The 24,504-nt window shown below is 55.6% G+C and carries 26 protein-coding genes and 3 pseudogenes; 10 read left to right on the top strand and 19 right to left on the bottom strand.

All coding sequences use genetic code 11. The features are described 5' to 3' along the window. The first annotated feature begins 42 nt into the window (after positions 1 to 42). Positions 43 to 1,095: an alpha/beta hydrolase family protein gene (locus tag ACYZUA_RS15445; protein WP_461963994.1), complete on the top strand. Its 1,053-nt coding sequence runs from the start codon at positions 43 to 45 to the stop codon at positions 1,093 to 1,095. Positions 1,096 to 1,177: 82 nt separating this feature from the next. Then, on the top strand, positions 1,178 to 1,708 hold the full coding sequence (locus ACYZUA_RS15440) for a DUF2867 domain-containing protein (RefSeq protein WP_461959541.1): 531 nt from the start codon (positions 1,178 to 1,180) through the stop codon (positions 1,706 to 1,708). 61 nt (positions 1,709 to 1,769) lie between these two features. Here the strand turns inward: ACYZUA_RS15440 and ACYZUA_RS15435 are convergent, their stop codons facing one another. After that, complete coding sequence (locus tag ACYZUA_RS15435) at positions 1,770 to 2,807, bottom strand: LacI family DNA-binding transcriptional regulator (RefSeq protein WP_461959540.1); 1,038 nt, start codon at positions 2,805 to 2,807, stop codon at positions 1,770 to 1,772. A 211-nt stretch (positions 2,808 to 3,018) separates the two neighbouring features. Between ACYZUA_RS15435 and ACYZUA_RS15430 the strand changes: the two genes are divergently transcribed. Beyond that, entirely contained in the window at positions 3,019 to 4,350 is a 1,332-nt protein-coding gene (locus ACYZUA_RS15430) for an MFS transporter (RefSeq protein WP_461959539.1), read from the top strand. Positions 4,351 to 4,363: 13 nt separating this feature from the next. After that, a complete protein-coding gene (locus ACYZUA_RS15425) occupies positions 4,364 to 5,734 on the top strand; it encodes an amidase (protein ID WP_461959538.1) in 1,371 nt (456 codons plus the stop codon). A 91-nt stretch (positions 5,735 to 5,825) separates the two neighbouring features. On the opposite strand, the gene ACYZUA_RS15420 is transcribed toward ACYZUA_RS15425, so the two are convergent. The 6 genes from ACYZUA_RS15420 to ACYZUA_RS15395 form a co-directional block, all read right to left on the bottom strand. Beyond that, complete coding sequence (locus ACYZUA_RS15420; RefSeq protein ID WP_461959537.1) at positions 5,826 to 6,056, bottom strand: hypothetical protein; 231 nt, start codon at positions 6,054 to 6,056, stop codon at positions 5,826 to 5,828. Positions 6,057 to 6,079: 23 nt separating this feature from the next. Further along, positions 6,080 to 6,229: a hypothetical protein gene (locus ACYZUA_RS15415; RefSeq protein WP_461959536.1), complete on the bottom strand. Its 150-nt coding sequence runs from the start codon at positions 6,227 to 6,229 to the stop codon at positions 6,080 to 6,082. A 51-nt stretch (positions 6,230 to 6,280) separates the two neighbouring features. Next, complete coding sequence (locus tag ACYZUA_RS15410) at positions 6,281 to 6,469, bottom strand: hypothetical protein (protein ID WP_461959535.1); 189 nt, start codon at positions 6,467 to 6,469, stop codon at positions 6,281 to 6,283. 103 nt (positions 6,470 to 6,572) lie between these two features. Beyond that, the gene (locus ACYZUA_RS15405) at positions 6,573 to 7,391 is read right to left on the bottom strand and encodes a DUF3618 domain-containing protein (protein WP_461959534.1); all 819 of its coding nucleotides are present in this window, start codon (positions 7,389 to 7,391) and stop codon (positions 6,573 to 6,575) included. Further along, positions 7,388 to 7,816: a phage holin family protein gene (locus ACYZUA_RS15400; protein WP_461959533.1), complete on the bottom strand. Its 429-nt coding sequence runs from the start codon at positions 7,814 to 7,816 to the stop codon at positions 7,388 to 7,390. The genes ACYZUA_RS15405 and ACYZUA_RS15400 overlap by 4 nt, the downstream gene beginning before the upstream one ends. Further along, positions 7,816 to 8,463 carry a hypothetical protein gene (locus tag ACYZUA_RS15395; protein WP_461959532.1) on the bottom strand — a complete coding sequence of 216 codons (648 nt, stop codon included), beginning with the start codon at positions 8,461 to 8,463 and terminating at the stop codon, positions 7,816 to 7,818. Before ACYZUA_RS15395 ends, ACYZUA_RS15400 begins: the two co-directional genes overlap by 1 nt. 352 nt (positions 8,464 to 8,815) lie before the next feature. Here ACYZUA_RS15395 and ACYZUA_RS15390 point away from each other — a divergent pair, with 352 nt between their 5' ends. Further along, complete coding sequence (locus ACYZUA_RS15390; protein WP_461959531.1) at positions 8,816 to 9,874, top strand: glycosyltransferase family 4 protein; 1,059 nt, start codon at positions 8,816 to 8,818, stop codon at positions 9,872 to 9,874. Then, on the top strand, positions 9,871 to 12,027 hold the full coding sequence (locus ACYZUA_RS15385; RefSeq protein WP_461959530.1) for an amylo-alpha-1,6-glucosidase: 2,157 nt from the start codon (positions 9,871 to 9,873) through the stop codon (positions 12,025 to 12,027). The genes ACYZUA_RS15390 and ACYZUA_RS15385 overlap by 4 nt, the downstream gene beginning before the upstream one ends. Positions 12,028 to 12,596: 569 nt before the next feature. On the opposite strand, the gene ACYZUA_RS15380 is transcribed toward ACYZUA_RS15385, so the two are convergent. Next, complete coding sequence (locus ACYZUA_RS15380; protein ID WP_461959529.1) at positions 12,597 to 14,630, bottom strand: alkyl/aryl-sulfatase; 2,034 nt, start codon at positions 14,628 to 14,630, stop codon at positions 12,597 to 12,599. Positions 14,631 to 14,797: 167 nt separating this feature from the next. Here ACYZUA_RS15380 and ACYZUA_RS15375 point away from each other — a divergent pair, with 167 nt between their 5' ends. Both ACYZUA_RS15375 and ACYZUA_RS15370 read left to right on the top strand, forming a co-directional pair. Beyond that, positions 14,798 to 15,781, top strand: a complete 984-nt coding sequence (locus ACYZUA_RS15375) for a LysR family transcriptional regulator (RefSeq protein WP_461959528.1) — start codon at positions 14,798 to 14,800, stop codon at positions 15,779 to 15,781. Positions 15,782 to 15,858: 77 nt separating this feature from the next. After that, complete coding sequence (locus tag ACYZUA_RS15370) at positions 15,859 to 16,116, top strand: hypothetical protein (RefSeq protein WP_461959527.1); 258 nt, start codon at positions 15,859 to 15,861, stop codon at positions 16,114 to 16,116. A 57-nt stretch (positions 16,117 to 16,173) separates the two neighbouring features. On the opposite strand, the gene ACYZUA_RS15365 is transcribed toward ACYZUA_RS15370, so the two are convergent. The 4 genes and pseudogenes from ACYZUA_RS15365 to ACYZUA_RS15350 all read right to left on the bottom strand — a co-directional run. Then, a complete protein-coding gene (locus tag ACYZUA_RS15365) occupies positions 16,174 to 16,338 on the bottom strand; it encodes a general stress protein (RefSeq protein ID WP_461959526.1) in 165 nt (54 codons plus the stop codon). A gap of 264 nt (positions 16,339 to 16,602) precedes the next feature. Further along, positions 16,603 to 17,337, bottom strand: a complete 735-nt coding sequence (locus ACYZUA_RS15360) for a DUF72 domain-containing protein (RefSeq protein WP_461959525.1) — start codon at positions 17,335 to 17,337, stop codon at positions 16,603 to 16,605. A gap of 193 nt (positions 17,338 to 17,530) precedes the next feature. Next, positions 17,531 to 17,776, bottom strand: a complete 246-nt coding sequence (locus tag ACYZUA_RS15355) for a KGG domain-containing protein (RefSeq protein ID WP_461963991.1) — start codon at positions 17,774 to 17,776, stop codon at positions 17,531 to 17,533. Between the two features lie 24 nt (positions 17,777 to 17,800). Further along, a pseudogene (locus ACYZUA_RS15350) lies at positions 17,801 to 17,914 on the bottom strand (con-10 family general stress protein); the annotation flags it as partial. A gap of 310 nt (positions 17,915 to 18,224) precedes the next feature. Here ACYZUA_RS15350 and ACYZUA_RS15345 point away from each other — a divergent pair. Next, positions 18,225 to 18,782, top strand: coding sequence for an ATP-dependent Clp protease proteolytic subunit (locus ACYZUA_RS15345; RefSeq protein ID WP_461959524.1), 558 nt, complete (start codon positions 18,225 to 18,227; stop codon positions 18,780 to 18,782). 5 nt (positions 18,783 to 18,787) lie between these two features. Here the strand turns inward: ACYZUA_RS15345 and ACYZUA_RS15340 are convergent. The 3 genes and pseudogenes from ACYZUA_RS15340 to ACYZUA_RS15330 form a co-directional block, all read right to left on the bottom strand. After that, positions 18,788 to 19,503: pseudogene (locus ACYZUA_RS15340) on the bottom strand (alcohol dehydrogenase catalytic domain-containing protein). Between the two features lie 90 nt (positions 19,504 to 19,593). Next, a complete protein-coding gene (locus tag ACYZUA_RS15335; RefSeq protein WP_461959523.1) occupies positions 19,594 to 19,851 on the bottom strand; it encodes a hypothetical protein in 258 nt (85 codons plus the stop codon). A 103-nt stretch (positions 19,852 to 19,954) separates the two neighbouring features. Beyond that, the gene (locus ACYZUA_RS15330; protein WP_461959522.1) at positions 19,955 to 21,256 is read right to left on the bottom strand and encodes an Nramp family divalent metal transporter; all 1,302 of its coding nucleotides are present in this window, start codon (positions 21,254 to 21,256) and stop codon (positions 19,955 to 19,957) included. A gap of 404 nt (positions 21,257 to 21,660) precedes the next feature. Between ACYZUA_RS15330 and ACYZUA_RS15325 the strand changes: the two are divergent. Further along, positions 21,661 to 21,973: pseudogene (locus ACYZUA_RS15325) on the top strand (hypothetical protein); the annotation flags it as partial. On the opposite strand, the gene ACYZUA_RS15320 reads toward ACYZUA_RS15325, so the two are convergent. The 4 genes from ACYZUA_RS15320 to ACYZUA_RS15305 all read right to left on the bottom strand — a co-directional run bounded on the left by ACYZUA_RS15320 (position 21,860) and on the right by ACYZUA_RS15305 (position 24,476). Further along, on the bottom strand, positions 21,860 to 22,099 hold the full coding sequence (locus ACYZUA_RS15320; RefSeq protein ID WP_461959521.1) for a hypothetical protein: 240 nt from the start codon (positions 22,097 to 22,099) through the stop codon (positions 21,860 to 21,862). The pseudogene ACYZUA_RS15325 and the gene ACYZUA_RS15320 sit on opposite strands and share 114 nt — an antisense overlap. Before the next feature lie 98 nt (positions 22,100 to 22,197). Next, complete coding sequence (locus ACYZUA_RS15315; RefSeq protein ID WP_461963988.1) at positions 22,198 to 22,581, bottom strand: nuclear transport factor 2 family protein; 384 nt, start codon at positions 22,579 to 22,581, stop codon at positions 22,198 to 22,200. Positions 22,582 to 22,865: 284 nt separating this feature from the next. Beyond that, positions 22,866 to 23,885 carry an alpha/beta hydrolase gene (locus tag ACYZUA_RS15310; protein ID WP_461959520.1) on the bottom strand — a complete coding sequence of 340 codons (1,020 nt, stop codon included), beginning with the start codon at positions 23,883 to 23,885 and terminating at the stop codon, positions 22,866 to 22,868. Positions 23,886 to 24,092: 207 nt separating this feature from the next. After that, complete coding sequence (locus tag ACYZUA_RS15305) at positions 24,093 to 24,476, bottom strand: nuclear transport factor 2 family protein (RefSeq protein ID WP_461959519.1); 384 nt, start codon at positions 24,474 to 24,476, stop codon at positions 24,093 to 24,095. Positions 24,477 to 24,504 lie beyond the last annotated feature (28 nt).

Raw genomic sequence — 24,504 nt, 5'->3', positions numbered from 1 at the left:
ACGCAGGTGCTGCGCACTTATCTGATCAAGGAAGAAACAACATTGAAAATAGCTCTTGGCGCCCTGTTGTTGACCTGGCTGACTTCGGTCGCACTCGCTGACGAGAACCCTGTCGGCTTCCACTCTTCTATACTGGCGGACTCGCACAATGACCGCGCACTGGAGATGGTCGTCTGGTACCCCAGCGCAACGACCGCAGCCACGCAAATGATTGGCGATGATGCGGTGTTCGTCGGGGCTTCTGCCGTTCGTGACGCGCCGCCCGCTGTTGGCAAGCATCCATTGTTGGTGCTCTCTCACGGGTACAGAGGTAATTGGAGCAACCAGATCTGGCTTGCCAGTGCGCTGGCTCATAGGGGTTACATCGTCGCCGCAATCAATCACCCTGGCACCACCACTCATGACCGAAGCCCTCAAGCAGCGGCGCAGTTATGGCAGCGGCCCGTTGATGTGCGCCGAGCCATTGATAGGGTCACGACTCAACCTGAAAAATTCGGCATGGTCGCCAATGACCGAATTGCAGTGGTGGGCCATTCACTCGGCGGCTGGACCGCCCTGGAGATCGCCGGTGCTCGTTTCGATCCAGACCACTTCGCCCATGACTGCAAAGCACACCCGCAGTTAGCAAGTTGCACCGTCTATGGAAAGATAAACCCCGCTGGCACCTCAAAATCAAAGGCTGCGTTGGCCGCCGATTTGCGCGATAAACGCGTTACTGCTGTGGTTACATTGGACTTGGGGCTTTCACGGGGCTTGACCGATGAAAGCCTGGCCGCGCTGCCGGTACCAGCGCTGGTGATCGCTGCCGGCGTACCGTCGCGCGAGCTTCCTGCTGAGTTGGAGTCTGCCAACCTGGCCAAACGCCTGCCTGCGGCGTCAAGCCGTTACGTCGAAATCAGCGACGCAAGCCACTTCAGCTTCTTGTCGGTGTGCAAACCTGGCGCGGACGTACTGCTCGAAGAAGACGTACCCGGCGATGGCATCATTTGCCGGGATGGCGACGGTGCTCGCCCACGTGGGGTGATCCAACAGCAGGTTACCTCGCTGATCGACGAGTTTCTTCAGTCATCTATCTACAAAGAAGGCAGTTTGTAAAATCGTGGTACGAGAACTGCCGCAAAAAACGCGACATGGCATGTCATCCAATAAGTAGTCAGACCTCAGGAGAGATCCCCCGATGCCCAGAGAATTCGAGCTCATTACGTCCATGCCAGTGCCCTCGAGGTCCGGCATCACTCACCTTTACAAGTCAATGAACCTGGCGGACGCTTTTGCGATTCGGCTCCCTGCGGGCACATCCAGTAATCCAGATTTGCTAGCTCGATTCATCTTTTCCCACCAGCCATCCTGGGTCGGATGGCTCATGAAAGTCCGAGACACTATCGTTGCCTGTTTCGGCCTCAAGACAGCCAAACACTTGGCGTCACTTGCTGATCGGGTTGGAATCTTCAAGGTCTACAGCACGGACCAGACTGAAATCGTGCTGGGAGAGGATGACAAGCACCTCGACTTCCGGATATCGGTTCTGTGTTCTGGAGAGGCAGAGCCAGAAGGCAGTCACCAGCTCGTTATTTCAACCGTGGTCCAGTGCCACAACCGTCTAGGCCGGGCCTACATCTTCGTCATCGCCCCATTTCACCGCTTGGTGGTTAAGGCCAGCCTCCTGCGTGCAGCGCGCCTCGGTTGGCCTCTGGCTACCTGCCCTTAAGGTTGAGAACGCTGTGTGACCCGCTTATGGAAACCTGTACTTGGATCAGTCACCAGTCTCCTCAGTTATCGCGGCGCAACAGCGAGGAACTCGCCCGCACCTGCAATTGCGGCGCAAGGATGATGGACTCCGCGGCCTCGCCCTTGATGCGCTTGAGCAGCAACTCAACCGCATGCCGCCCCATCTGTGCCAACTGCAGGCGCACGCTGGTCAGTGGAACAATGAGTTCATTGGCTAGCGGGATGTCGTTGAAGCCGACGACGGCAATGTCCCTGCCCGGCTGCAACCCTTTGTCGCGTGCGGCGCCCATCAGGCCAATCGCAAGGAAGTCATTGACCGCGAAAAACGCCTGAGGCCGTGGGTTGAGCCCCAACAGATACTCGCCTTGTTGGTGCCCGGTGAGGCTGTCGAAAGGACCATTGAGGATCCACTCCGGGCGCAGGGCGAAGCCTTGCTCTCGGTAGTAACGGATGAACCCGCGCGTACGATCAGCCCCGGTAGACGCATGCCGTTCACCCGCCAGGATCGCCACATCGCGACAGCCAAGTTGATACAAATGTTCGGCCGCCAACCAGCCGCCCAATTCGTCGTCGCTGGCCGCCGTGAGGTGTCCTGCGATCTGCCGGCTCACCAGCACGCAGGGAATGTGCTTGCGTGCGAGCAGATCGAGTAGGGGCTGGCTTTCACCCACGTGCGAGTCACCCACGATCAGCCCGGCCACTGAGCGGCGCAAGGCGTGCTCGGCACGTGCCAGTTGGCGCGGCTGCAGGTCGTCGGTGTTGGAGACAAAAGTGAGGTAGCCGGCCTCCTCGGCCGCGCTGTCGATGCTGTCATAAATGGTCGCCATCACCAGATCGGTGAGGCGTGGCATGAGTACGCAGATCTCCTGACTTTTGCGCAACTTCAGGTTGGATGCCTGCGTGTTCGGTCGATAATCCAGCTCCTTGGCCAGCGCGCGTATACGCGCCACCACCTCAGCCGACGCCGCTCGCTCGACCCCGGTCGGATCGCCATTGAGCACCCGCGACACCGTGGAGACGTGCAACCCGAGTGCAGTCGCCATGGACTTCAGGGTGGCGGGGCGAGATTCATTCGGCATGTTTGAGCGTCTTCCACCGTGCATTATTCAGCGCGCGATTCTACCTCAACCGGGACCTCTCCCCGGAAAATAAACCTTTACCCAAACGATTGACTAAAACTTTTTCCGTATCTACATTCCGCTTACCCAAACGTTTGGGCAACACAATAAAAATACGCCGGACGCGGCCGACTTTTTGACTTCTGCCATCATTTTGACGAGTCAGATCCCTATGAAGAGCGCAGCTATTCCGTCTTTCCGCTACCAGATTTTCTTCCTGATCATGCTGATGGCATTGCTCAACTACATTGACCGCGGCGCGATTGCCTATGCCTCGGCGAGCATTCTCCCGGAGTACGGTTTCGACAAGGCCGACTGGGGCAACGTCCTGGGTTACTTCGGTTACGGCTACATCCTTGGGGCGTTGATTGGCGGCATCCTGGCCGACCGCTTTGGTGCCAAGCGCATCTGGCTGATTGCGGGTGCCACCTGGTCGATTTTCGAGATCGCCACCGCGTTTGCCGGTGACCTCGGGCTGGCATTCATGGGAGGTTCGGCCATGGCCGGTTTCGCCACTATCCGCGTGCTGTTCGGCTTTGCCGAAGGCCCGGCCTACTCGGTGATCAACAAAAGCGTGGCCAACTGGGCCACGCCCAAAGAGCGCGGCTTCGTGGTCTCGGTTGGACTGCTCAGCACACCACTGGGTGCGCTGCTCACCGCTCCGGTAGCAGTAAGTCTGCAAACCCTGACTGGCGGCTGGCGCAGCATGTTCGTGGTGCTGGGCGTGGTCAGCCTGGCGCTTTTGGTTTTCTTCATGACGCGCTTCACCAACACCCCCGATGAGAACCCGCGGGTGTCCAAGGCCGAGCTCGACTTCCTGCGACGGGAACGCGCTGCGGCAGCCAATGCTTCAACCCCGACCACCAGCGTTGCGCCGGTATGGCATTTCTTCAAGAACAAGGACCTGATACTCAATGCGGTCGGCTACTTCTCGTTCGTGTACGTAACGTTCCTGCTGCTGACCTGGACCCCCAAATACCTGCAGGACGAGTTCCACTACAACCTGTCCTCGCTGTGGTACATGGGCATGATTCCGTGGACCGGCGCCTGCTTCACCGTGCTACTGGGCGGCAAAATCTCCGACCTGCTGTTGCGCCGCACCGGCAACCTGAAGGTTGCACGCAGCTGGCTGGCCGCGACCTGTCTGCTGTTGACTACGCTCTGTTTCATACTGGTATCGCAGGCCCAGACCGTGTGGGGCGTGATTGCCCTGATGACCCTGGCCAACGCCCTTAACGCGCTGCCCAACTCGGTTTACTGGGCCGTGGTGATCGACACCGCGCCGTCCAACCGGGTCGGTGCCTACAGCGGCATGACCCATTTCATCGCCAACACCGCTTCGTTCATCGCGCCAATGCTGACCGGCTACCTGACCGTGCGTTATGGCTACTCGTCGATGTTCGTGGCAGCGGCGGTAGCCACTGCACTGGGCATGAGCGCGATGCTGATGGTGCGTCCCGGCAGTCGGCAAACCAGCCCTTCCCCTTTACCCGCAGCCGTTTGATGGAGTTGTTCGTATGAGCCTGGCGAAGCCTGTTCACGTTGGATCTTTTTTTGGTCAATCGGTCATTGCGCTGGCCGAGCGCCTGCGCGCGGGCAGCCTGACGAGCGTCGAGCTGACCCAAGCAGCCCTGGACAACATCGAGCGCCTGAATCCGACCTTGAACGCCTTCGTTCATGTCGATGCACCCGTGGCGTTGGCCCAGGCACGCAAGGCCGACGAGCTGTTTGCCCAGGGCCTGGACCTGGGCCCGCTGCACGGCATACCGGTGGCGGTCAAAGACAATATCGACACGTTCGATCACGTCACCACCTACGGTTCGGCGCATTTCGCAGGCTTCAAGCCGAGCCGCGATGCGCTGTGCGTGCAGCGCCTGCGCGAGGCGGGCGCGGTCATTGTCGGCAAGACCTTGACCCACGAATTCGCCTACGGCCCGACCGGCGACCGCTCGCTGCACGGCGCGGCACGTAACCCCTGGGAGGCCAGTTGCATCACGGGCGGCTCCAGCGCCGGCAGCGCCGCTGCGGTGGCCAGCGGCATGGTGCCGCTGGCGCTGGGCACCGACACCGGCGGATCTATCCGTATTCCGGCGGCGTTGTGCGCAGTGGTCGGCTTCAAGCCATCGTTTGCCAGCGTGCCGATGGAGGGGGTGTTCCCGCTGTCGTCGAGCCTCGACCACGTGGGCCCGATTGCCAACCACGTCGAGGATGCGCGACTGCTGTTCGAAGTGGTGGCTGGGCGATTGTGCGCGCCGGTGGCCAACCCTCGACCGTTGCGGGTTGGCTGGATCACCACCGGCAGCTTCGGCCCGGTCGACGCCGAGCTGGAACGGCAGGTATACCAGGCGGCGAAGCAACTGTTTGGCGAGGCGCTGCAGGATACTGCTGAACTCGAACCGCTGGCGGCCGAAATGAAAGACACCTTGCTGGTGCTGCAACGCGCCGAGGCCTTCAATGTACATGCCGAGCGCATGCAGGCTGCACCGCACACGTTCGAGCAGGAGGTGCGCGAGCGCCTCGAATTGTCGCGTGAAGTCAGGGGCTGGCAATACATCCGCGCACAAGCCAGCCAAGCGCGACTCAAGGAGGCGATGGCGCGCTTGTTCGAGCGCTATGACTTTATTGTCTCGCCCAGCGTGCCGATTACCGCGACGCCGGTCGATGCGCGCGAAGTCCGGGTTGGTGAGCAGGTCATCGATGTGCGAGCCGCGTTGCTCAGCCACACCTGTGCCTGGAATCTCACCGGGCTGCCTGCAATCAGCCTGCCGGTGGGACTATTGAGGGGAATGCCTGTGGGGCTGCAGGTGATTGGCGCCGCGGGAGAGGATGATCGTTTGTTGCGGGTGATGGCGCAGCGATTCGTGCGGGACTGGTGGACCTGCGAATAGTTTGAACACCGCCCGCCTCCACCGTCAGCTATGTCGCCAATACAGACGGCGTGGGCGTGGGAGATGCTCCAGGACTATTCGGACAAGCCATCTAATCAATCGGGCCAATATTGATCGTTCGATCGTCGCCCAGCCCTTGAATCTTCGCCAGGACATCCGTTGGTGTGCGCTTGGAGAAGTGCACTACAAATCCCATACCGCTTCCGTCTTCCTCGATCGAGGTAATCCAAAGCGCGACTTCATTGGCAGTCATACCCAAGGCTTGCCCAACCTGGCGATTGCGGTGCTCCAGATCATTGTCATCCAGTGGGTAAGTTTTCATTGATCACCTTTCCGGCCTGGGAGCTACTTGCTCTCTTCAGCCTTGCCCTCTTGCATTTGTACCGATGACTTGGTGCCGTCGCTATTGTCTTTGGTTGTATTTTCTGAACTGTCAAAGCACCCATGCAGCATAACTACGCCGCAGAGAGTCAGGCACACATAGAGCTTTTTCATGATTGTCTCCTGCACGTAAGCGCCAATGATTCGCACCGTCAAATCGCTAATTTAACCTTTGGATTTCCGAGGGTCTGCGGAGCGAGGATACGTGCGTTCCTCCTGGATCGTACCGTTCTCCCGATGAATTTTGAGCGACGCTGTTTTGTCCTGAAGAAAGTCGCTATTGATGGCCCAAAGGTCGACGAGCAGAATGATCACCGCGATGGCAATCGAAAAATAACTGGTTGCTTCGGGCATGATTCGATCCTCCAGAGGTTGGTAATCGTTGCCGTCACACCTGATGTCATCGCCGCGAGCAATGGGGAGGCCCGTTGCCGGGCTCCCCTATTTGCAGCGACCGTCAGGAAGTCCCTAATCCTCTAGAGAGATCCGCCGACGCGCCTGGTTCGCTGTTTTGCTGTGAATCCGACCGCGCCGCCACGTCCATCTGATCGGTGGTTTTGGTGACGGTATCGTGTACTGCTTCATAGCCTTCCTGGGCCTGCTTTTTCACCTTGTCAATCAAGCCTGCGCTGGTGCGCCCCATATAGCGCTGCTCTGTCGCCGTTGTCGGCAATACCGCGCCAAGCAGCGCGCCCAGGGCGATGCCCGTGGCCGCTACCACCAATGGCTGCTCCTTGAGCAACTGATTGAACTGCTGCCCCAATACCTGTGTATTACGCGCCAATCTGTCACCGGCGTTATGTAAGGCATGGTTTACCGTTTGGGTGGCAGCACCGACGTTATCACTCAAATGAGTGGCCTTGTCCTTCAATGACTGATAGCCCTCTTTCAGCGTATCGGAGGTCTGATGCATTTGCTCACGGGCGCTGTCGAAGCCTTCCGCTATATCATCGACCCATTCACCCACCTGATCCGGCCCTGTTCGATAGCCTGTCTGCGGCACTGGCGGCCTGTTCTGACTCATCATCAACCACAATAAACCAACCGAAGTCAGCACAGCCGGTACGGGATTGTTGCGCACACTGGTGCCCAGGTTATTCAGGAATGTCGAGCCATTGTTCTGCATCATGCCCCACGCCTGGTCAACCATCTGCCCGGGGGTGAATTTGCTTTCCAGGCGGTCGACGATGTTGCCGATGCTGGCGCGCTGCGCATCAATTTCGCGCTCGATCTGTTCGGGGCTTTTTTCAGCTTCGATGTTCAATTCGCCTTTCATGAGATCTTCCTCCGTAGCGCTTCCTGATCTTTATTCAAAGCGTCCAGTGTCCGGTCAGGCTTGAAGTGGGACGGCTCGAATTGTTTTTTCCCCGACTGCAGCATGGCGAAACCAATGATCATCGCCACCACGCCCACGATCAGCGCGGCCAGCCAGGGCGCCATGAATATGCTCAGGCCGTAGACGGCTGACATCAGCAGGATGATGAAGCCCGCCAAGAGCACCATGGCGCCCCCGGTGACGGCCACCATGCCTGCCTTGAGCGTTGTCACACTGGCTTGAAGCTCGGCTTTGGCCAGGGCGAGTTCCTTGGTGAACAACGCAGGAACTTCGCGGGACAACTGCCTGAGCAGGCCGACGACCGAAGCGTCATCAGGTTGGGTAACCGGTCTCATGCCCGGTAGATCTGAATCTTCTCTGTTCATCACAGTTCTCCTTTGACGTTTGGCGAGGCCAGTGTCGATGGCGCAGCGAAGTCCGAAGGATGGCCGTGCACCTCTGGCGAAGCCGGTGTGATGCCCGTGGCGAGTCCCGCAGACGAGTCGACATGAGGGGGAGCAGTCTCATAGGGACGCTGGGCTCCAAAGCCACCGTTCGGAGGCATTGACCTTTCCGCTGCCGGGTCGTGCCCTTCGCGCACGGTCACCGCCGGAGAACTGCCCGCCTTGAGAAACCGGGACAGTCCGAAGCCCAACGCAATGCTGCCGGCAATGAACAGCGCAGGATTACTGCGAGCCAGTTCAGCGCCTTCATGCAGTAGCTGTTCAGCGCTTTTTTCGCGCAGATTGCCCGCCAGCCCACTCATGGACTCCGCCATGTCGGTGAGATAGTCGGACATGCCGAGTGTGTCTTTACCCTCCAACTCGGACACAAAGCTATTCGCCCCTTTGGCCAGTGCTTCGATTTGGTCGGCGGCCGTGTCACGGTATTGCCCGAACTGGGCGTCGGCTTGTTGTCTGGCGCCGCCGAGTGCCTCGGTGAGGTCCTCCTTTAAATGTTGAAAACCCTGCTCAGGATTACCGTTGTCTGGATTACCGGTACTGGTTCCAGCGCTGCTTTCTGAAGTGTTCATGTCGTCCCTCGCCTTCTGATTGAAAACGCGTCTTGGGACTACACAGCTGAATCGCCCTGAGCCCCTCATAGTAGAAGACGAAGGTGCTCAGTTTGGAGTTCAAAGCAATTTGCAAGCGTGCAGCCAGATCCGACAAGTGATCAGTATCCAAGTCGGAAGAACTTGTAATACGAGAAAAGCGACATGCCAAAAAACGAGGTTGATTAAGAAAATTTATTACGCCAGCCAACAATAATTAGCCTGACTATTAATTAACCGTTTGTCGTCTCCGTAAAACTAACACCTGCGGTGGATTGGTCGAAATGTGACGGTGAAAGCGCGGGATTATCAATCAATCAGCAGGACGGCAATCATGAAAATAGCGCAAATTGCTCCGTTATATGAGTCCGTCCCACCTTCACTTTATGGAGGAACCGAAAGGGTAGTCGCGCACTTGACAGATGCCTTGGTAGAACTAGGAAATGAGGTCACGTTGTTTGCCGCCAACGGGTCACACACTACTGGCGTCTTGGTCACGGCTCGAGATCAAGCTTTGAGACTGGATCAAACATCGCTGAAGTCTGAACTCGCCAGTCATTTACGCTTGCTTTCCGAGGTACAGCGTCGAGCTGGCGAATTCGATGTTTTGCATTTCCATATTGACTTATTACACTTCCCTTTCTTTGAAGATATTGCGCATAAGGTATTGACTACCGTTCATGGCAGGCTGGATATAAAAGATCTCGATGGTGCGTATTCGCGATGGCATCGCTATCCACTAGTGTCAATATCGCAACATCAGCGTACGCCCTTGCCAGATGCAAACTGGATCGACACGATCTATCACGGCTTGTCTCATGCCAGCTTTAAACACCATCAAGAAGCAGGTCGTTATCTGGCGTTTCTGGGACGAATCTCTCCTGAAAAACGCCCCGACCGCGCAATCAACATCGCCCGCGCTGCCGGGTTGCCTTTAAAAATCGCCGCTAAAGTCGATGCCGCTGATCGTGAATATTTCGAACAACGGATATGCCCTTTACTCGCGCTCCCGGGCGTCGAATATATCGGAGAGATAGGAGATCATGAGAAATCCGACTTCTTGGGAAACGCCAGAGCCTTATTATTTCCAATTGATTGGCCCGAACCATTCGGTTTAGTCATGATCGAGGCAATGGCTTGCGGTACACCGGTCATCGCCTGGAATTGTGGTTCCGTCCCCGAAGTGGTTGATCATGGCGTAACCGGCTTCATAATCAATAGCGAACAAGAGGCTGTGATCGCTGCCCGTCAGGTTCTTGAACTTGATCGACAGGTCATACGTGACGTATTCGTCAGACGTTTTTCCGCCAAGGTAATGGCGCAGCGGTATGTCGACCTCTATCGGACACTTACGGAAGTTGATCCTCGTGATGCTTTCAGGCCCATTCCATGAAAAACACATCTGGTACTCCTGAATCCCCCCAACCAGTACCCCTCGTAAATGAGCCGAGCGCTCATAACTTGTTTGTGCTGGTCAATCACAACACCTATCTGGTGGCCAACGCATTCGGTGATATCGAACCTGGTGCCGTAGGGTTATTCCATCATGACACTCGACTCTTGTCCGTCTACCAGTTAACGGTCGCCGGGCACCGCCCTTCCCTGCTGTCTGCATCAGTTAGCCAGGACAACGTCTACTTTCTCTCTCATTTAACCAATCATCCCTTGCCCCTGTTAGGCGAAGAAACCACGCCGCAGGGCGTAATTCATATCGGACGCAAGCGTTTTCTTTGGGAGGAACGCATGTTCGAGTGCATCAGCCTGTTCAATTACTCTGATCAACCAGGTCTGTTGCCGATCAATTTTCGATTCGCCGGGGACTTCCTGGATATGTTCGAGGTGCGCGGACAAAGCCGGCCTCTGCGCGGCACACTCACTGAGCCGCAGGTATTCAAACAAGGAGTCGTCGTTCGCTACGACGGCCTGGACAAACAGTCGCGCAGCATGGCGATCAGCTTTTCCTCTGAGCCGACACAGATCAACGGCGACAATGCCAGCTTTCAAATCGAAATTGGCGCTCATGAAAGCCATGAGCTTTATATAGAGATCGGTTCAAGCATCATGCAGCCAGGGCGTGAGCGGTATCGATCCGCTGCCGCTCAAGCTTGCCGTGCAATGCGCAAGAAAGAACAGCGAGGCGCTCGCATCAAGGCTTCAGGCCGCTTGTTCCAGGCCTGGGTCAACAAATCCCGTGCCGACCTGGCTTTGCTGACGGCAGACCTCCCCACCGGACCTTATCCGTATGCCGGGGTTCCTTGGTATTCCACGCCGTTCGGCCGTGATGCTGTCATTACAGCCTATCAATCTCTGTGGCTTAACCCCTCACTGGCGCGAGGAGTACTCGCGTACCTGGCCGCTCATCAAGCCACCGAAACCTCAACATTCCGTGATGCTGAACCAGGAAAGATCATGCACGAGACGCGGCAGGGGGAAATGTCGAGGCTCAACGAATTACCTTTTGCTCGTTATTATGGCGGCGTCGATACAACGCCATTGTTTCTGATGTTGGCCGGCGCCTATGCACAACGGACAGATGATCTGGCGTTCATTGAAGTGCTATGGCCGGCACTTGAACTGGCAACTTCGTGGATGGAAAACAACGCCTCAAAGAATGCCGAAGGCTTCATCACTTATCAACGAGGGGAAATCACCGGTTTGGCCAATCAGGGCTGGAAAGACAGCCACGATTCTATTTTTCATCAGGATGGTCGCTCCCCTGAAGGGCCTATCGCGTTGGTAGAAGTACAAGGCTACGCTTGGCGCGCTTATTTGGGTATGAGCGCATTGGCCAAACGCCGAGGCGATAATCAAGCAGCGGAACACTGGCAAACCAGTGCAAACAAATTGCGTGAGTCGGTTGAACGCTGCTTCTGGATGAAGGATCAGCAATTTTATGCGCTCGCCCTTGACGGAAACGGCGAGCGTTGCGAAGTGAGGGCCTCGAACGTTGGTCATCTGCTGTTTACCGGCCTGCCTTCCGCCGAGCGAGGCAAGGCGGTTGCACAACAGCTTCTCACTACCGCCTTCTACAATGGCTGGGGCGTCAGAACGCTTGAAACGGGGGCCATCCGCTTCAATCCAATGTCTTATCACAACGGATCGGTTTGGCCTCACGATGTCGCCCTTTGTGCGGCTGGTATCAGCCGATACGGCGAACACATTGGCGCTGTCCGAGTGCTGAGCGGAATGTTCGAAGCGGCTACCTTCTTCGGAATGCGATTACCGGAGCTGTTTTGCGGATTCAAGCGCGGCCCTGGTGAAACACCGGTAGCTTACCCGGTAGCCTGTTTACCTCAGGCCTGGGCAGCTGGCTCAGTGTTCATGCTTCTGCATGCCTGTCTGGGCGTTACTGTTGATGCTGCAGACTGTCGTGTGGTCATTCGACACCCCCGTCTTCCCATTGGCATTGATCGCCTTGAAGTGCGGGCGCTGAAATTCAATGAATATAGCGTCGACCTTGGCTTCCAGAGAATCGGTGATCGTGTCGCCGCGTATATTGAACGGCAGCAAGGGCCTAAATTGATTCGTCTGGACGTCAAACTTTAAAATGCCACACCACTTCGATTAGCCTTGTGCAGAGCCCTGTGGGGGATTGATGGGAGGTGCACTTGGCGAAGCGGCTTTTAACTTCGCAGCAGCGATTTGTCAGGAGTCGTCTTGCTCTGCTTGGTGGTCAGGTTTCCCTTCGGCTCGGCAGCGCCGGCATGTAACCGGCACCGGCGACCAACTGCAGTGATAGCGGAATCGTTCGCCACATACTGAACAAGTTGCCTCGGGCCACTCTTTGTTTCTACGTTCGTTCGTCAAAGTAACTTTCAGCTTTCGCAAAGAGTCGAGACTGTTCGCGCCCATGGGAACACTCCAGTTTTTCTTTGATCGCAGCAAGCTGCTTCCACCTATATTTGTGGACCGACTGACTTTCGGCGAGTTCAACGGGATCGCACGAGCGGCATCGGTGGAGGACTCCAGAACACCAGGGAATATTTGGCCACCAAAGCGGACGTTGTGGGCGTTACAACACCGCTTAAAAAAGCTTGGGCACCTTGCGCACAATATGTCATTTGATACGCAAGGTGGCCTTGGCCTGAAACAGGTCAAAGCGCAGCCCTGAGGGATTACTGCTGAGTCCCGGGCAGCAGTTCAAAGGTAGGCGTAAACGGGGTGATGGCAGCCATTAACAATTCGAAGGGTTTATGGTCGCCTTCAAAGGTGGCTTTGCCGGCAGCGACGAGTTGAGCGAAGCTGGTTTTCCTTGCCATCACGCCTTCAAGATCCGAGCGGTTAAGCGTGATGCTCAAGTCAGCCTTTTGCGCTTGCTGCCCCTTGATAGTAGTCAGCGTTGAATTGCTCAACTCAACCACAAACTGCTCACCGTTGTCGGGCGTCTTGAGATTCAATATCAAGTGTTGATCCGCCACTTTATTGCCGTCCAGGGCGATGCCGAGGTATTCCAACCACAACTCAGTGCTCATGGCGCGGATCATGTCCGGCCCGGTAGGCTTAGGCTGTACGCCCTTGGGCATGCCATGGCGTAATTCGTACGCCGCCGTCAGAAAGCTGTTGCGCACGCCAGCACTTTCCTTCTGATAGCCGACCTGCTCATAGACATCCGCGAGCAAGTCTTTGGCTTGGGTGTTCTGGGGTTCGGCGTACACCAGCTTATTGAGAATTTCATAGGCTTCGCGGTATTTACCCTGATCGAACAAGGATTTGCCCTTGGTCATGATCTTGTCCGCGCCCCCCATCATTTCCACATACAGTGGTGCCGAATCTTTCGGAGACAGCGGCATCAGCGTCGCCGGGTTGGCATCCCAGTAACCCAGGTAGCGGTTGATCACTGCGCGGCTATTGTGCTCCTCGGAGCCGTGATAGCTGTGGGTCGCCCAATTGTTCTTCAAGCTTTCAGGCAACTTGTAGACGTTTTGAATCTCGTTGATGGTGACGCCCTGGTTGGCAGCGTGCAGCACGGCATTGTTCAGGTTGGCGTAGGCATCGCGTTGTGCGCGCATGACGTCCTGAATCCGCTCATTGCCCCAGCGTGGCCAACTGTGGGAAGCGAACATGACATCGGCCTGTTGTCCGTAACGATACAAAGCGTTGTTGATGTTCTTGGACCAGACCAGGGGATCTCGGACCAGGGCACCGCGCAAGGTGTAAATGTTGTGGATGGTGCCGACGATGTTTTCGGCTGCCCAGAAGGCCTTGAATTGCGGGAACCAGGTGTTCATCTCCGCGGGGGCTTCGGTGCCGGGAGTGCTCTGGAACTCCATTTCCACGCCGTCGATGGTCAGGGTTTCGAAGTCTTTCGCAATGTAGCGATTGGGTTCGATCAGACCCATATTGCCAATGGAGGCATTTTTTCCAATGGCCATGTAGACATGGCCATTGGGGCTGTGCGGCAACATCACGCCGTATTGGAAGAAGGCACGTCGAGTCATGGCATTGCCGGCGTAGACGTTTTCAGCCACGGCATGCTCCATAAAGCCGATTGGTGCGATGAGCGGGACTTTGCCGCTGCGCACATCGGCTTCATCGACCAGGCCGCGGACACCCCCGAAATGGTCGGCATGGGAGTGAGAAATCACTACGGCCACGACCGGGCGCTTGCCCAGTTTCTCATTGACGAAGTCCAGTGCTGCCTTGGCGGTTTCCTTCGACATCAGGGTGTCGAACACAATCCAGCCGGTATCGCCCTTGATGAACGTGATGTTCGCCAGATCAAACCCGCGCACTTGGTAAATCTTCTCCGGAACTACTTCATAGAGACCGAAGGCCATATTGAGGATTGCCTGGCGCTGCAAGGACGGATTGATACTGTCGTAATCCTTGCCGTCGAGCAGAAAGTCATAGCTGCCCATGTTCCAGGCGACATTTCCGGCTTCGGCCATGATCTTGTTGTAGGGCGGTGCCGCGATGAAGCCTTTTCCGGCTTCTTCAAAATCACGTTTGTCCGCGAACGGAAGTGTTTTGCGTAGACCGTTTTGCAGTTCGATCGTATAGGCCGAAGGCGCTTTGCCCTTGGTATCGAAATGTGCATTTTTTGTCGAGGTTGTGTCAGGACTAGTGCCGTTTATATCGGCAGCAAAAATGCCAGGGCCAGCGCCACAGCCCAACGTGATTGCCATTGCCAGATGAAGGGTCTTGTGCATGAAAGTGTTCCTGCGCCAGGGGATGCCAAGAGCGTCAATGCGGAAACGCGCGCTCGATTGTATTTATTGGGTACGCGTCAACTTGACCCGTCTGGCCATGAATAGCATATTCATTTCATTACGAAAAATTCCATTTCAGTGGCTTTCGATAACATAAAGGTTATGAGATGACGCCCCGTCGCCTACGCCAGTTTTTGGCATTGATTGAACACGCACACTTTGGTCGAGCAGCTAAAGCGCTGGGGATTTCCCAGCCGGCGCTGAGCAAAAGCATTCAGTTGCTGGAGAGTGAACTCGGAATCACGCTATTCGACCGACGCACCGAAGGCGTCGCGCTGACTGCATTTGGTCAGTTGCTACGGGAAAAGAGCCAGCGCCTTTTGATGGCTGAGGAAGACCTGCGACGGGACATTGCCTTGCTGGCGGACGGTGATATTGGCGCACTCAGGGTCGCCTTCGGTCCCTACCCCAGCATCACCAGTGGTTATGCCAGCATTGCGCGCTTGCATGCCCGGCATCCGCAGATCAAGGTCACCGCCCATGTTGCCGGATGGCGTGAGGTGTCTCGTCAGGTCGCCACAGGGGTGGTGGATCTGGGAATCGCTGAAATCAGCACGCTGCAAGGCCGGGAAGAGTTCACCTGTGAGCTGTTGGGTGAACATGAGGGGCGCCTGTTTTGTCGCCCCGGTCATCCGCTGTTGTCGCGACCTCGCTCACTGACGTTGGCACAAACACTCGACTACCCGTGGGTGGCTTCACGCATGCCGCTACGGTTGGCCACTCATTTGCTCCCCTCAACGGTGGGCTGTGCCGGCGCATACGATGCGCTGACGGGTGATTTCGTACCGGCGATTGAAATAGACGTGCCCATGCAAATCGTTAAGTTCGTCGAGAACAGCAATGCCTTGGCTGTAGGGAATTTATCGACGTTTGAGCGAGAGTTTCTGGCAGGAGACATCGTACCGTTACCCATCCACGACATTTCACTGCGTACTCGGTATGGCTTCATCTACCTGAAAGAACGTTCGCTGCCACCCGCGGTAGAAATTTACATGAAGGAAGTGAGGATCGTGGAGGAGGAACTTCGTCAGCGTGAAAGCCATCTGGCCCAAATGAAAGACGCGGACAGGCCGCTGAAGCTACCGCGTTGAACTTCAACATTACGGTAGCGTCTAGCGATCAGGTGAATGTGAATCCTCTGATTCACTGTACTGAAGGGAGACTGTTCATGAGCTGCCGCATACGCTTGGATTATCTGCTGGACACACTTCTTGGCCCTATCGCAAAAAGTGTCGAATGCGAGGCCATGATCATCCCGATTACACCGGGTGCCTTTCAAGTGCAGGTGCAACCACCCTTCCCGACTGATCTGAACAAGGCTCACACAGTCACTATTATCCAGCCTTCAAAGCAGCCTTTGACCGGCACCCTTGTTCACACTCGTAGATTGGCAAATGGAGACCTGGAATTGCAGATTGATGTATGACATTCAGTTGGCTGTCGACCTGCTGACCTAAGCAGGCCAGCAGGTCGAGCAGACGCATTATTGTTCGCCCCGTGTCCCTCCGTGGCTATGCTGCCCACCGATACGAGCCTTCTCGGCTTTGTCAGTTGCCACGTTGGCATGTTGTTCGCCTTTGCGTCCGGCCTCTTTAACCTTTTGAGGGGCGTCGGAAAATCCGTGATGGGATTCCTGTCGTTTGGTCATGGCTGATCTCCCTTAAGTAAGACTTGTCACCTTCTTTGGATCGGTACCGTTAACTTTCATCCCGCTGACACGACCAACGGGAGTACTCCCCCGCTGCTGGCAAAAAATGACTGGGTGAATTACCTGGAGCCATATCCACATCCGCTGTATACGCGAGGAAGCCGCAACACACTTTACCGGCGAGTTGATACTGGCGCGTGACCTGGATCGTTACCACCTCGACCGAGAGGGTCGCCTAAAGCTTGTCGTTGGGTTTGGTTGACGTCAGCGACTGGTCTGAACAAATCCTTGATAGACGCCAGAATCGTGGCTCGACTTTGATAGTAATGCCGACAACTCCAAAGCATTACGCAGCGCCGCACCGCTGGCTGTGTTGTCGAAAATGCACCACACGGTATTGCCCTTGGTCGCTGCAACCAGCAGTTGATTCGCAAGCTTATTCATATAGGGCTGATCATAGGTGCTGTAGTAAATGCGCGGCGAGCCATGCAGTCGCCAATACTGAACTTCAGATGCTCCAGTCGGTAATGAGTCAGTGCTGATGCGTGATGGATCGACTGCCGCCTGAGTAATCCGATACGCCATCAGTAATGGAAAGGCACCGACCCAGGATTCGTGTCGGGGTTCCAGTATCACTGTTCCGCAATACTGCTCTTTCAGCACCTTGAAGAAGTCTTCAGCAACCGCTTCGTCAAATGCCAGTGATGGCGGAAGTTGTACCAGCAAACATCCCAGGCGCGCGCCCAATCCGGAACATTGAGCGAAGAAATCTTCTAACGGCTGTTCACAATTTGCCAGCCGCCGTTCATGGCTGATCCACTTGGGTACCTTTACGCAAAATCTAAAAGAGTTCGGAACGGACTCGGCCCATCGCACGTATGTTTGATGCCGGTGCGGTCGATAAAACGAGCTGTTGATTTCAACGCCATTGAATTGCGAAGCGTAGCGTTGCAGATGCGTTCCCTCAGCAGGAAACGCCGCCGCATGTTCGCGTCCCACGCTCCAGCCTGCGCATCCTGTGTAAATCGGAAGTTGTCTCAAAAATCACCCTGGGTGCCTGGAGGGTTGGGTCTGGAACGTCACCGAGCCTGATGTCGCCCACGCCATGAAACACGACGGCTTTCATTTTTCCACCTCGGCATTTTTTCAATCAAGCCCCGAAAAAAATCGGGGCTTGATAGGTCACACGGCATCAGGATTGACGCCCTCCGCCACCGCTGTTCTCACCTCCTTTACGTCCCGCTTCAGAGGCTTTGTCCCGGTCATCGGCGAAGTTGCCGCCGCGATCCTTTGACTGACCACCGCCAGTGGACTGATCAGCCTCGTTTGATTGCCGTCCGCCCGATGCCTGGCCACCTTTTTGCCCAGGCTTATTCATGCTTTCCTTGTCGTCGGGGAATTCTCCTCCGCGATTGGTGCCTTGCCCGCCTCCGGACATACGATCAGCATCGCGTGATTGTTGTCCACCAGAAGCCTGGCCACCTTTTTGGCCCGCCTCCGATGCTCGTTGTGGATCGTTGGCAAAATTACCACCCGAGGTTCCTTCACCTTTCTTACCGGCTTCAGAAGCTTTATCTCGGTCATTGGAATTGCCGGGATTGTCATTTCCTGTATTGGCCATTTTTATTCACCTCTTACATCGTTAAACGAGCATTCGCCCGTCTAATTCGGAGGATGCAGGAAGTCGAAAGTTTGGACGAAAATAAAGCTTCACGACCAGTGGATTTTCGACATTAGTTCCATAAGAAATAGAGACTTTCGACTGACGGACTGATCACTCGAAACGTGCTATCGAAGCCGATTTTTTCGTTAACAAATGGTCAATATTTACTAGACTGCATAGCTTATAAGCAGCTTTACAAACGACGGATTTCGGAGGTCAGTACATGACCGAACATATCGTGCACTTTCACTGTCAGATCGACCAGACCACGACTGAGCGTTTCAGGGATTGCTGTCTTGAAGCCATTGATCAAGGCGCCACGTCGTTGCTGTTGAACCTGTCCACGTCGGGCGGCAGTACCAATTTCGGCTTCACGCTCTATACCTTCCTGAAGTCGCTGCCCGTGCCACTCTGTGCGATTAATGCCGGGAACATCGAGTCGATGGGCATCATCATGTTTCTGGCTGCAGGCCGCCGGATCACGTCACCCCACTCGCGCTTTCTCATTCACCCGATGAATTGGTATTTCAGCCAGAAATCCGTCGATCACCAACGCCTGCGCGAATACCTGTCGAGCCTCGACAATGACCTCGCGCGTTACGTCCAGATTTACACGCTGGAAACCGCTGATGCGCAGACAAAACTCGACATTTTCCATTGCTTGTCAGCAGAGGAAAAGGTTATCGCTGCACACGAGTCCCTGGCCTACGGCATTGCTCACGAGATGAAGCAAATGGTCTTTGCCGATGAGGTCAAACACTGGAAAGTCAGTGGTGGATGATCACTCTACAAACTGGGCACTCCGCGATCAGCGAAGCCTACGTCCGGCTCAATGGACTCAGGCAACGGCTCCACTGGCGCCCCGGGAATCAGTATGACCTTGCGGCAATTGTCCTGGCGCTTGTCGAATATATCGTAACCTTGGGCGACCTGCTCCAGCGACATGCGGTGAGTGACAATCCCCTCAGGACTCAGATGACCCAGCTCAATATGTTCAAGCAGTTCGGGCAGATAGCGTTGCACATGAGTCTGGCCCATCTTGAACGTAAGTCCTTTGTCGAATGCATCTCCGAACAGAAAGCCATGGATGAATCCCGCGTAGACACCAAACGGCTATATCCGAACAAAGCGGCACCAGGGGGAATCGATTTCTTGTTGAGATTGGCACCGCGCCCGTCGTTGGTAGTTTCGCAAGCCGCATACAATTGTTGCTGACAAAAGAAGCAGTCGCCGCAGGCAATGACAAAAGGAATAACGACTCGATCCCCGCGTTGCACCTGAGTTACCGATCGCCCGACGTCTTCGACGATGCCCATGAATTCGTGGCCGAAAATGTCGCCGTGTTCAACCGTGGGAATCTTGCCGCGATACAGGTGCAGGTCGGAACCGCAAATCGCAGTGGCAGTAACACGCAAAATGATGTCATCCGCTTGTTCAATGATCGGATCCGGAACGGTTTCGAGCTTGATCTTGTGGGCGCCGTGATAAGTCATTGCTCGCATGTCGATACTCCTCAGCTAATGCATTGGGATCCTTTTGAATAGTGGCAATGACCGGGAAACGACGGTTCCTTTTCCATTGATTGCAACTGATCAGTGGTTGTCGCCGTGACTCATCCCTTTATCTCGTGGGACACCCTCGCTGAGATGGGCACGGACGTTCACCAGGTGCCAATACAAGGTGACCATTTCCAGACGGGTACTGGCCTGGTGTCCCTGCAGATGGCCGCGTCTGATCCCGAGGTAAAGCCAAAACCCAACCCGACCGCAACCAGGACGTGAGCGATTCCAGCCATTGAGGCTGAAGGCGATCAGGCTGAAGATACAAATCGGCAAATCTTTCAGATCCATTCCGACGCACAACGGGTCGAAGATCTCGGGCAAGCCGCTCGCAGTGACTCAGGCATGAACGTTGGCCGCCGAGGAGACGTTGCGTCCCCTCGGCGGCAGGGTGTCAGGTAAACAGATCGACGCCCAACTGGAACGCGACCCACAGCGCGAGGCCTGTAGCAAAGAGCAGCGCAACGTTCTCAAACAGATTGTTGCGATATTTCTTGTCCAGCAGCGACTTCTGGTTGGACATGATCAGCAGACCCAGGGAAATGACCGGCAAGCCGATGATGTTCAATGCGCTGACACCAATGGTCAGGGTCACGAAATCCGGCATGCCTGGCAGCGACCAAACCAACGGCGTCACGAGGATGAACAGCATGAACCATTTATGCATCGGATCATGATGAAACTCCTTACCGTACTTTTCGCGACGTTCAGGACGAACGTGTTGGAAGGCATCGGTAATCAGCATCGGGAACGCGGTGGTCTTGCCTGAAATACTGGCAAACAGTGTCGCGAACACGCCGATGAAGAACACATACCAACCCATCGGGCCGAAGAAAATTTCCAGCGCCTTGCCCAGGTCGCCCAAGGTCTTCACCTCGATACCGTTGGGCCGCAGGATTTCCGCGCCGACGATCCAGATGGCCAGGTTGATGACTATCCCGACGAACACCGCAAACAGCAAATCGTTACGTTGAACACGCTTGTGCTGCGGCCCTACCCAGCCCTTTTGGCGCATGACATACGGATGCACAAAATTGGCAATGGAGCCTGCAACCGCGCCGATAACCGATACCGCCACCAGCAGCGCGCCATGCACGCCTTCATCCGGCGGGATGCTGAAGCCGATGGTGCCTTTGACGATGCCGACAACATCAGGGCCGGACATCACGGCCAAGGCGATAAAGGCCAGGGTCATGATCGCCAGCAGCACCTTCATCACGCCTTCGATCATCGAATAAATATTACGACCCACCAGCATCCACACCGCGAGTACCACCGCCAGTGAACACAGCAGTGGCTGGTCGATTTTCAACAGCATCGCCAGCGACTCACCCGCCCCCTTGATCATGTAGGCGTTCATCAAGTGCCCCATCAGCAGGGCGTAGACGAGCATGAACCAAGCGAAAAAGGGATTCAGCTGCGCATAGCCTTGCAGGATGGTCATGCCCTGGTTATTGCACAACTGGAAGCGAGCGATGATGTTTACGATCAGGTATCTCAAGAGCAGGGAGACCGCCAGGACCCACATCATTGCGTAACCGTAATTGGCACCGGCCACGGATGAGGTGATCAGGTCACCTGCGCCCAGCCAGGACAGTACGGCGATGATTCCGGGGCCCAGCAGTTTGAGTATTCGGGAAAATCGGTTTTGTGCGGGCGCCGCAGCCTGGCCTTCGACGGAAGGAATGCTCGTCATAGAGGGTATCTCCATTTATTTTTTTTGTGAGAACGAGCGCAGTCGAACATAATAGATACGACGTCGTACAACCATTCCTAAACGAGTGTGTTTGGAAATGTTTCAAGCTCGCGCTTAGCGTCGGGCTGCGTGAATTGGCAGAGAACGAAAAAAGACGCCGAAGCCTGAACGCAGAACGTAAATTTCACGCACAAAAAAAAACGCCACTCATTGAGTGGCGTTTTTTTTGAATCTTGGAGCGGGAAACGAGACTCGTATCTGGTGTCCGACTCATTGAAAACCAAGGGGTTTCTTTTCTTGCCTAAGCAGGAAAAGACTCAATTCTGGACTTGTTTTCTGGACGTATCAAGAGCCAGCTACGAGTGATTCCAACCTACACTATTGGACTCTACTTATAGCCAAGAGACCGCCAGTCACGCTTCAAAACTCGCAAACCGCTTTCACACCGCCAGCATGACGACACCCTGGTGCTAATGGTGAGTGGACACCCCATGACTTAAGGCGGACGGGGGCAACTATGATGCAAGCTGGGGCATAAGCCTTGACGTGATAGACCGATGCCAGAACCACGTGTTGGCAGGCTCTCGGGTCCGCCGTCACTACCTACACCATGATTATGCTGAAGAGAAAAAAGAAGCTTGGAGTCTGCTTGGCGAGAAACTCACGGAGATCCTGTTCGGCCAGGATGGTTTGGAGGGACTGAGACACAACAGGTAGTGTCATCGCCTCAGCCATCTTTCCAAAACAAAATGCATGAAGTCCATTGACCAGCACGGGTTGATCGCTGCTGGCAGGATGAGAGGTTCTGGCTTCTCCTTGGCGATGAAAATTCAAACGATTCATTCTGTCGATGGTTGGACAGCCTTCGATTTGACAGCAGTTCGCCAGTGAGAAAGCCCCTTTGTCAATTGATGCGGGGCAAGAACTGTTCAGATGGTTAATTAAGGCGCTACATGCGTTTGGAAAATCTTGCTAACCACAGTCCACTTGCCTTCGACTTTCAGCAGATGGAAGAAGTCGGTGAAGGAAATACCTGACATGTCGTTGGCGTCGATGCGAGCGCTAGCCGCAGTACCGACAATCTCGATGCGGACTATGGCGGCCTGTGCGTCGGGAGATGGGCGGAAATCCTTGTCGATCCCTTCGAACAGGATTGGAATCGCGCCGCCGGCTAGCTTGCCATCGGCGCCGACGCTGTACATCGTCGCATGTGGGTTGAAAGCGGGCTTCATGATACTGCTCTTGGCCTGCTTGCAGCCCTCAATGTACTTATTCAGCACCTCGGTGATAGCTTGGTACTCTTGCACGTACGTAGGTTTGCTTATGGTTTTATTACTGATAACTTGTTGGTCGCGCGGAAGGTCTTCTGCTTGAGCCATCGAGCCTAAGCCCGTAATTATTGCCACAAAAAACAAAGTCTTGATAAAAGTAGTTTTCATTTAGTCGCTCTTAATAAGGGTTGCAATTACGATTGACGCTCGACTGCAAAAGCACAGCAGACATTGGGAAAACTTCGGTGCTGCTGTAGCCAAGTAATAAAATGAACGGCGTGTTTTCTATAATGAGCCCCGCAGTTTCACCGTGACCTACGGGTTCCTTGTCTTGGAAATTACTTGCTCAGGTTGGTCTTGAGTTCTTGCGATGCCTGCGCGATCGCGCTGCGGGGCGCCGGCAGATGGCTGAATGCGTTCGACAGCCCAAAATCGTGAATCATGCCGTTGTAGCGCACCGACTTCACATGTACACCCGCAGCGTCGAGCTTGCGGCCGTAAGCTTCAGCTTCATCGCGCAGGACATCGAATTCGGCGGTCTGGATCAGCGTCGGCGGCAAGCCCTTCAACTGCTCGGTCGTCGCCTGCAGCGGCGAAGCGTAAATCTGCTTGCGTGCCTCGGCGTCGGGCGTGTAGTTGTCCCAGAACCACACCATCAAGTCCTTCGTCAGGAAGTAGCCGTTGGCAAACTCCTTGTAGGACGGCGTGTCGAAGTTCGCATCCGTCACCGGACACAGCAATACTTGTGAACGCAGTGCAGGTGCGCCCTTCTCGTTCGCCATCAAGGCAACCACTGCGGCCATGTTGCCGCCTGCGCTGTTGCCAGCTACTGCGAGGCGCTTGCCGTCTACCTTGATCTCTTCGCCATGCTCGGCCACCCATTTTGTCGCGGCATAGGCTTGCTCGATGGCGACGCCGTATCCCGCCTCAGGCGACAGGGTGTAGTTGACGAAGACCGCCACCGCGCCCGAGCCTGCCACCAGATCACGCACCAGCCGTTCGTGGGTCGGAAAGTCGCCCAAGACCCAGCCGCCGCCGTGGAAGTACATGAACGCGGGTAGGGTCTCCTGTTTGCTGCCAGCCGGGCGCACGATGGTCAGCTTCAGGTCGGTGCCATTGACTCGGATCGTCTTCTCGCTGACGTCTGCTGCCGGCAAGGCCACTTGGGGGGCAGCCTGGGCAGCCACCAGCGCGGCGCGGGCATCGACCGGCGTCATGGAGTCCAGCGTCTTGCCGCCTTCAAGGGATTGCAAGAATTTCGCCGTGTTGTGTTCAACGCCGGGCTGGCTGGCTGCAAAAGCATTACCAAGCGATAGGGTCACGACGGAAAGGGCGAATGCGGAGGTGAGGGTTTTCATGATCTTTCCTTTGTATTGCCTCAGTGTGTGCATCATTAAATAGCGAGCTACTTTCTAATTTTGTTGCGTCTTCAATCAGGCGGTCGAAGGCTGCGTCTTCCAGGCGGTGTGCCGGACGCACAGTTCCAGCGCCGCTCGTCTGCAAAGAAAAACACTGCAGGCATGCCGGGAAGCCTCATCTGCCGCGCACCTAAGGAAGACAGAGGTTCAAGGCGCGACGTGGGTGTGGAAGATCTTGCTGACTACCGTCCACTTGCCATCGACTTTCAACAGATGGAAAAAGTCGGTGAAGGAGATGCCTGACATGTCGTTGGCGTCGATGCGAGCGCTAGCCGCCGTACCGACGACCTCGATGCGGACTATAGCTGCCGGTGCGTCAGGAGATGGGCGGAAACCCTTGTCGATCCCATCGAACAGGATTGGTATCGCGCCGCCGGCCAGCTTACCGTCGCCATCGACGCTAAACATCGTTGCCTGCTCACTGAAAGCTGGCTTCATGATGCTGCTTTTGGCCTGCTTGCAGCCCTCAATGTACTTGTTCAGCACCTCGGTGATGGCTTGGTATTCCTGTACGTAAGTCGGTTTGCTCATGTTTTTACTCCTGTTTCATTAGATTGCT

This window comes from Pseudomonas sp. LS2P72 (assembly GCF_054897865.1).
The sequence above is the reverse complement of the archived record's forward strand: the minus strand, read 5'-3'. Positions and strand labels throughout refer to the sequence as shown.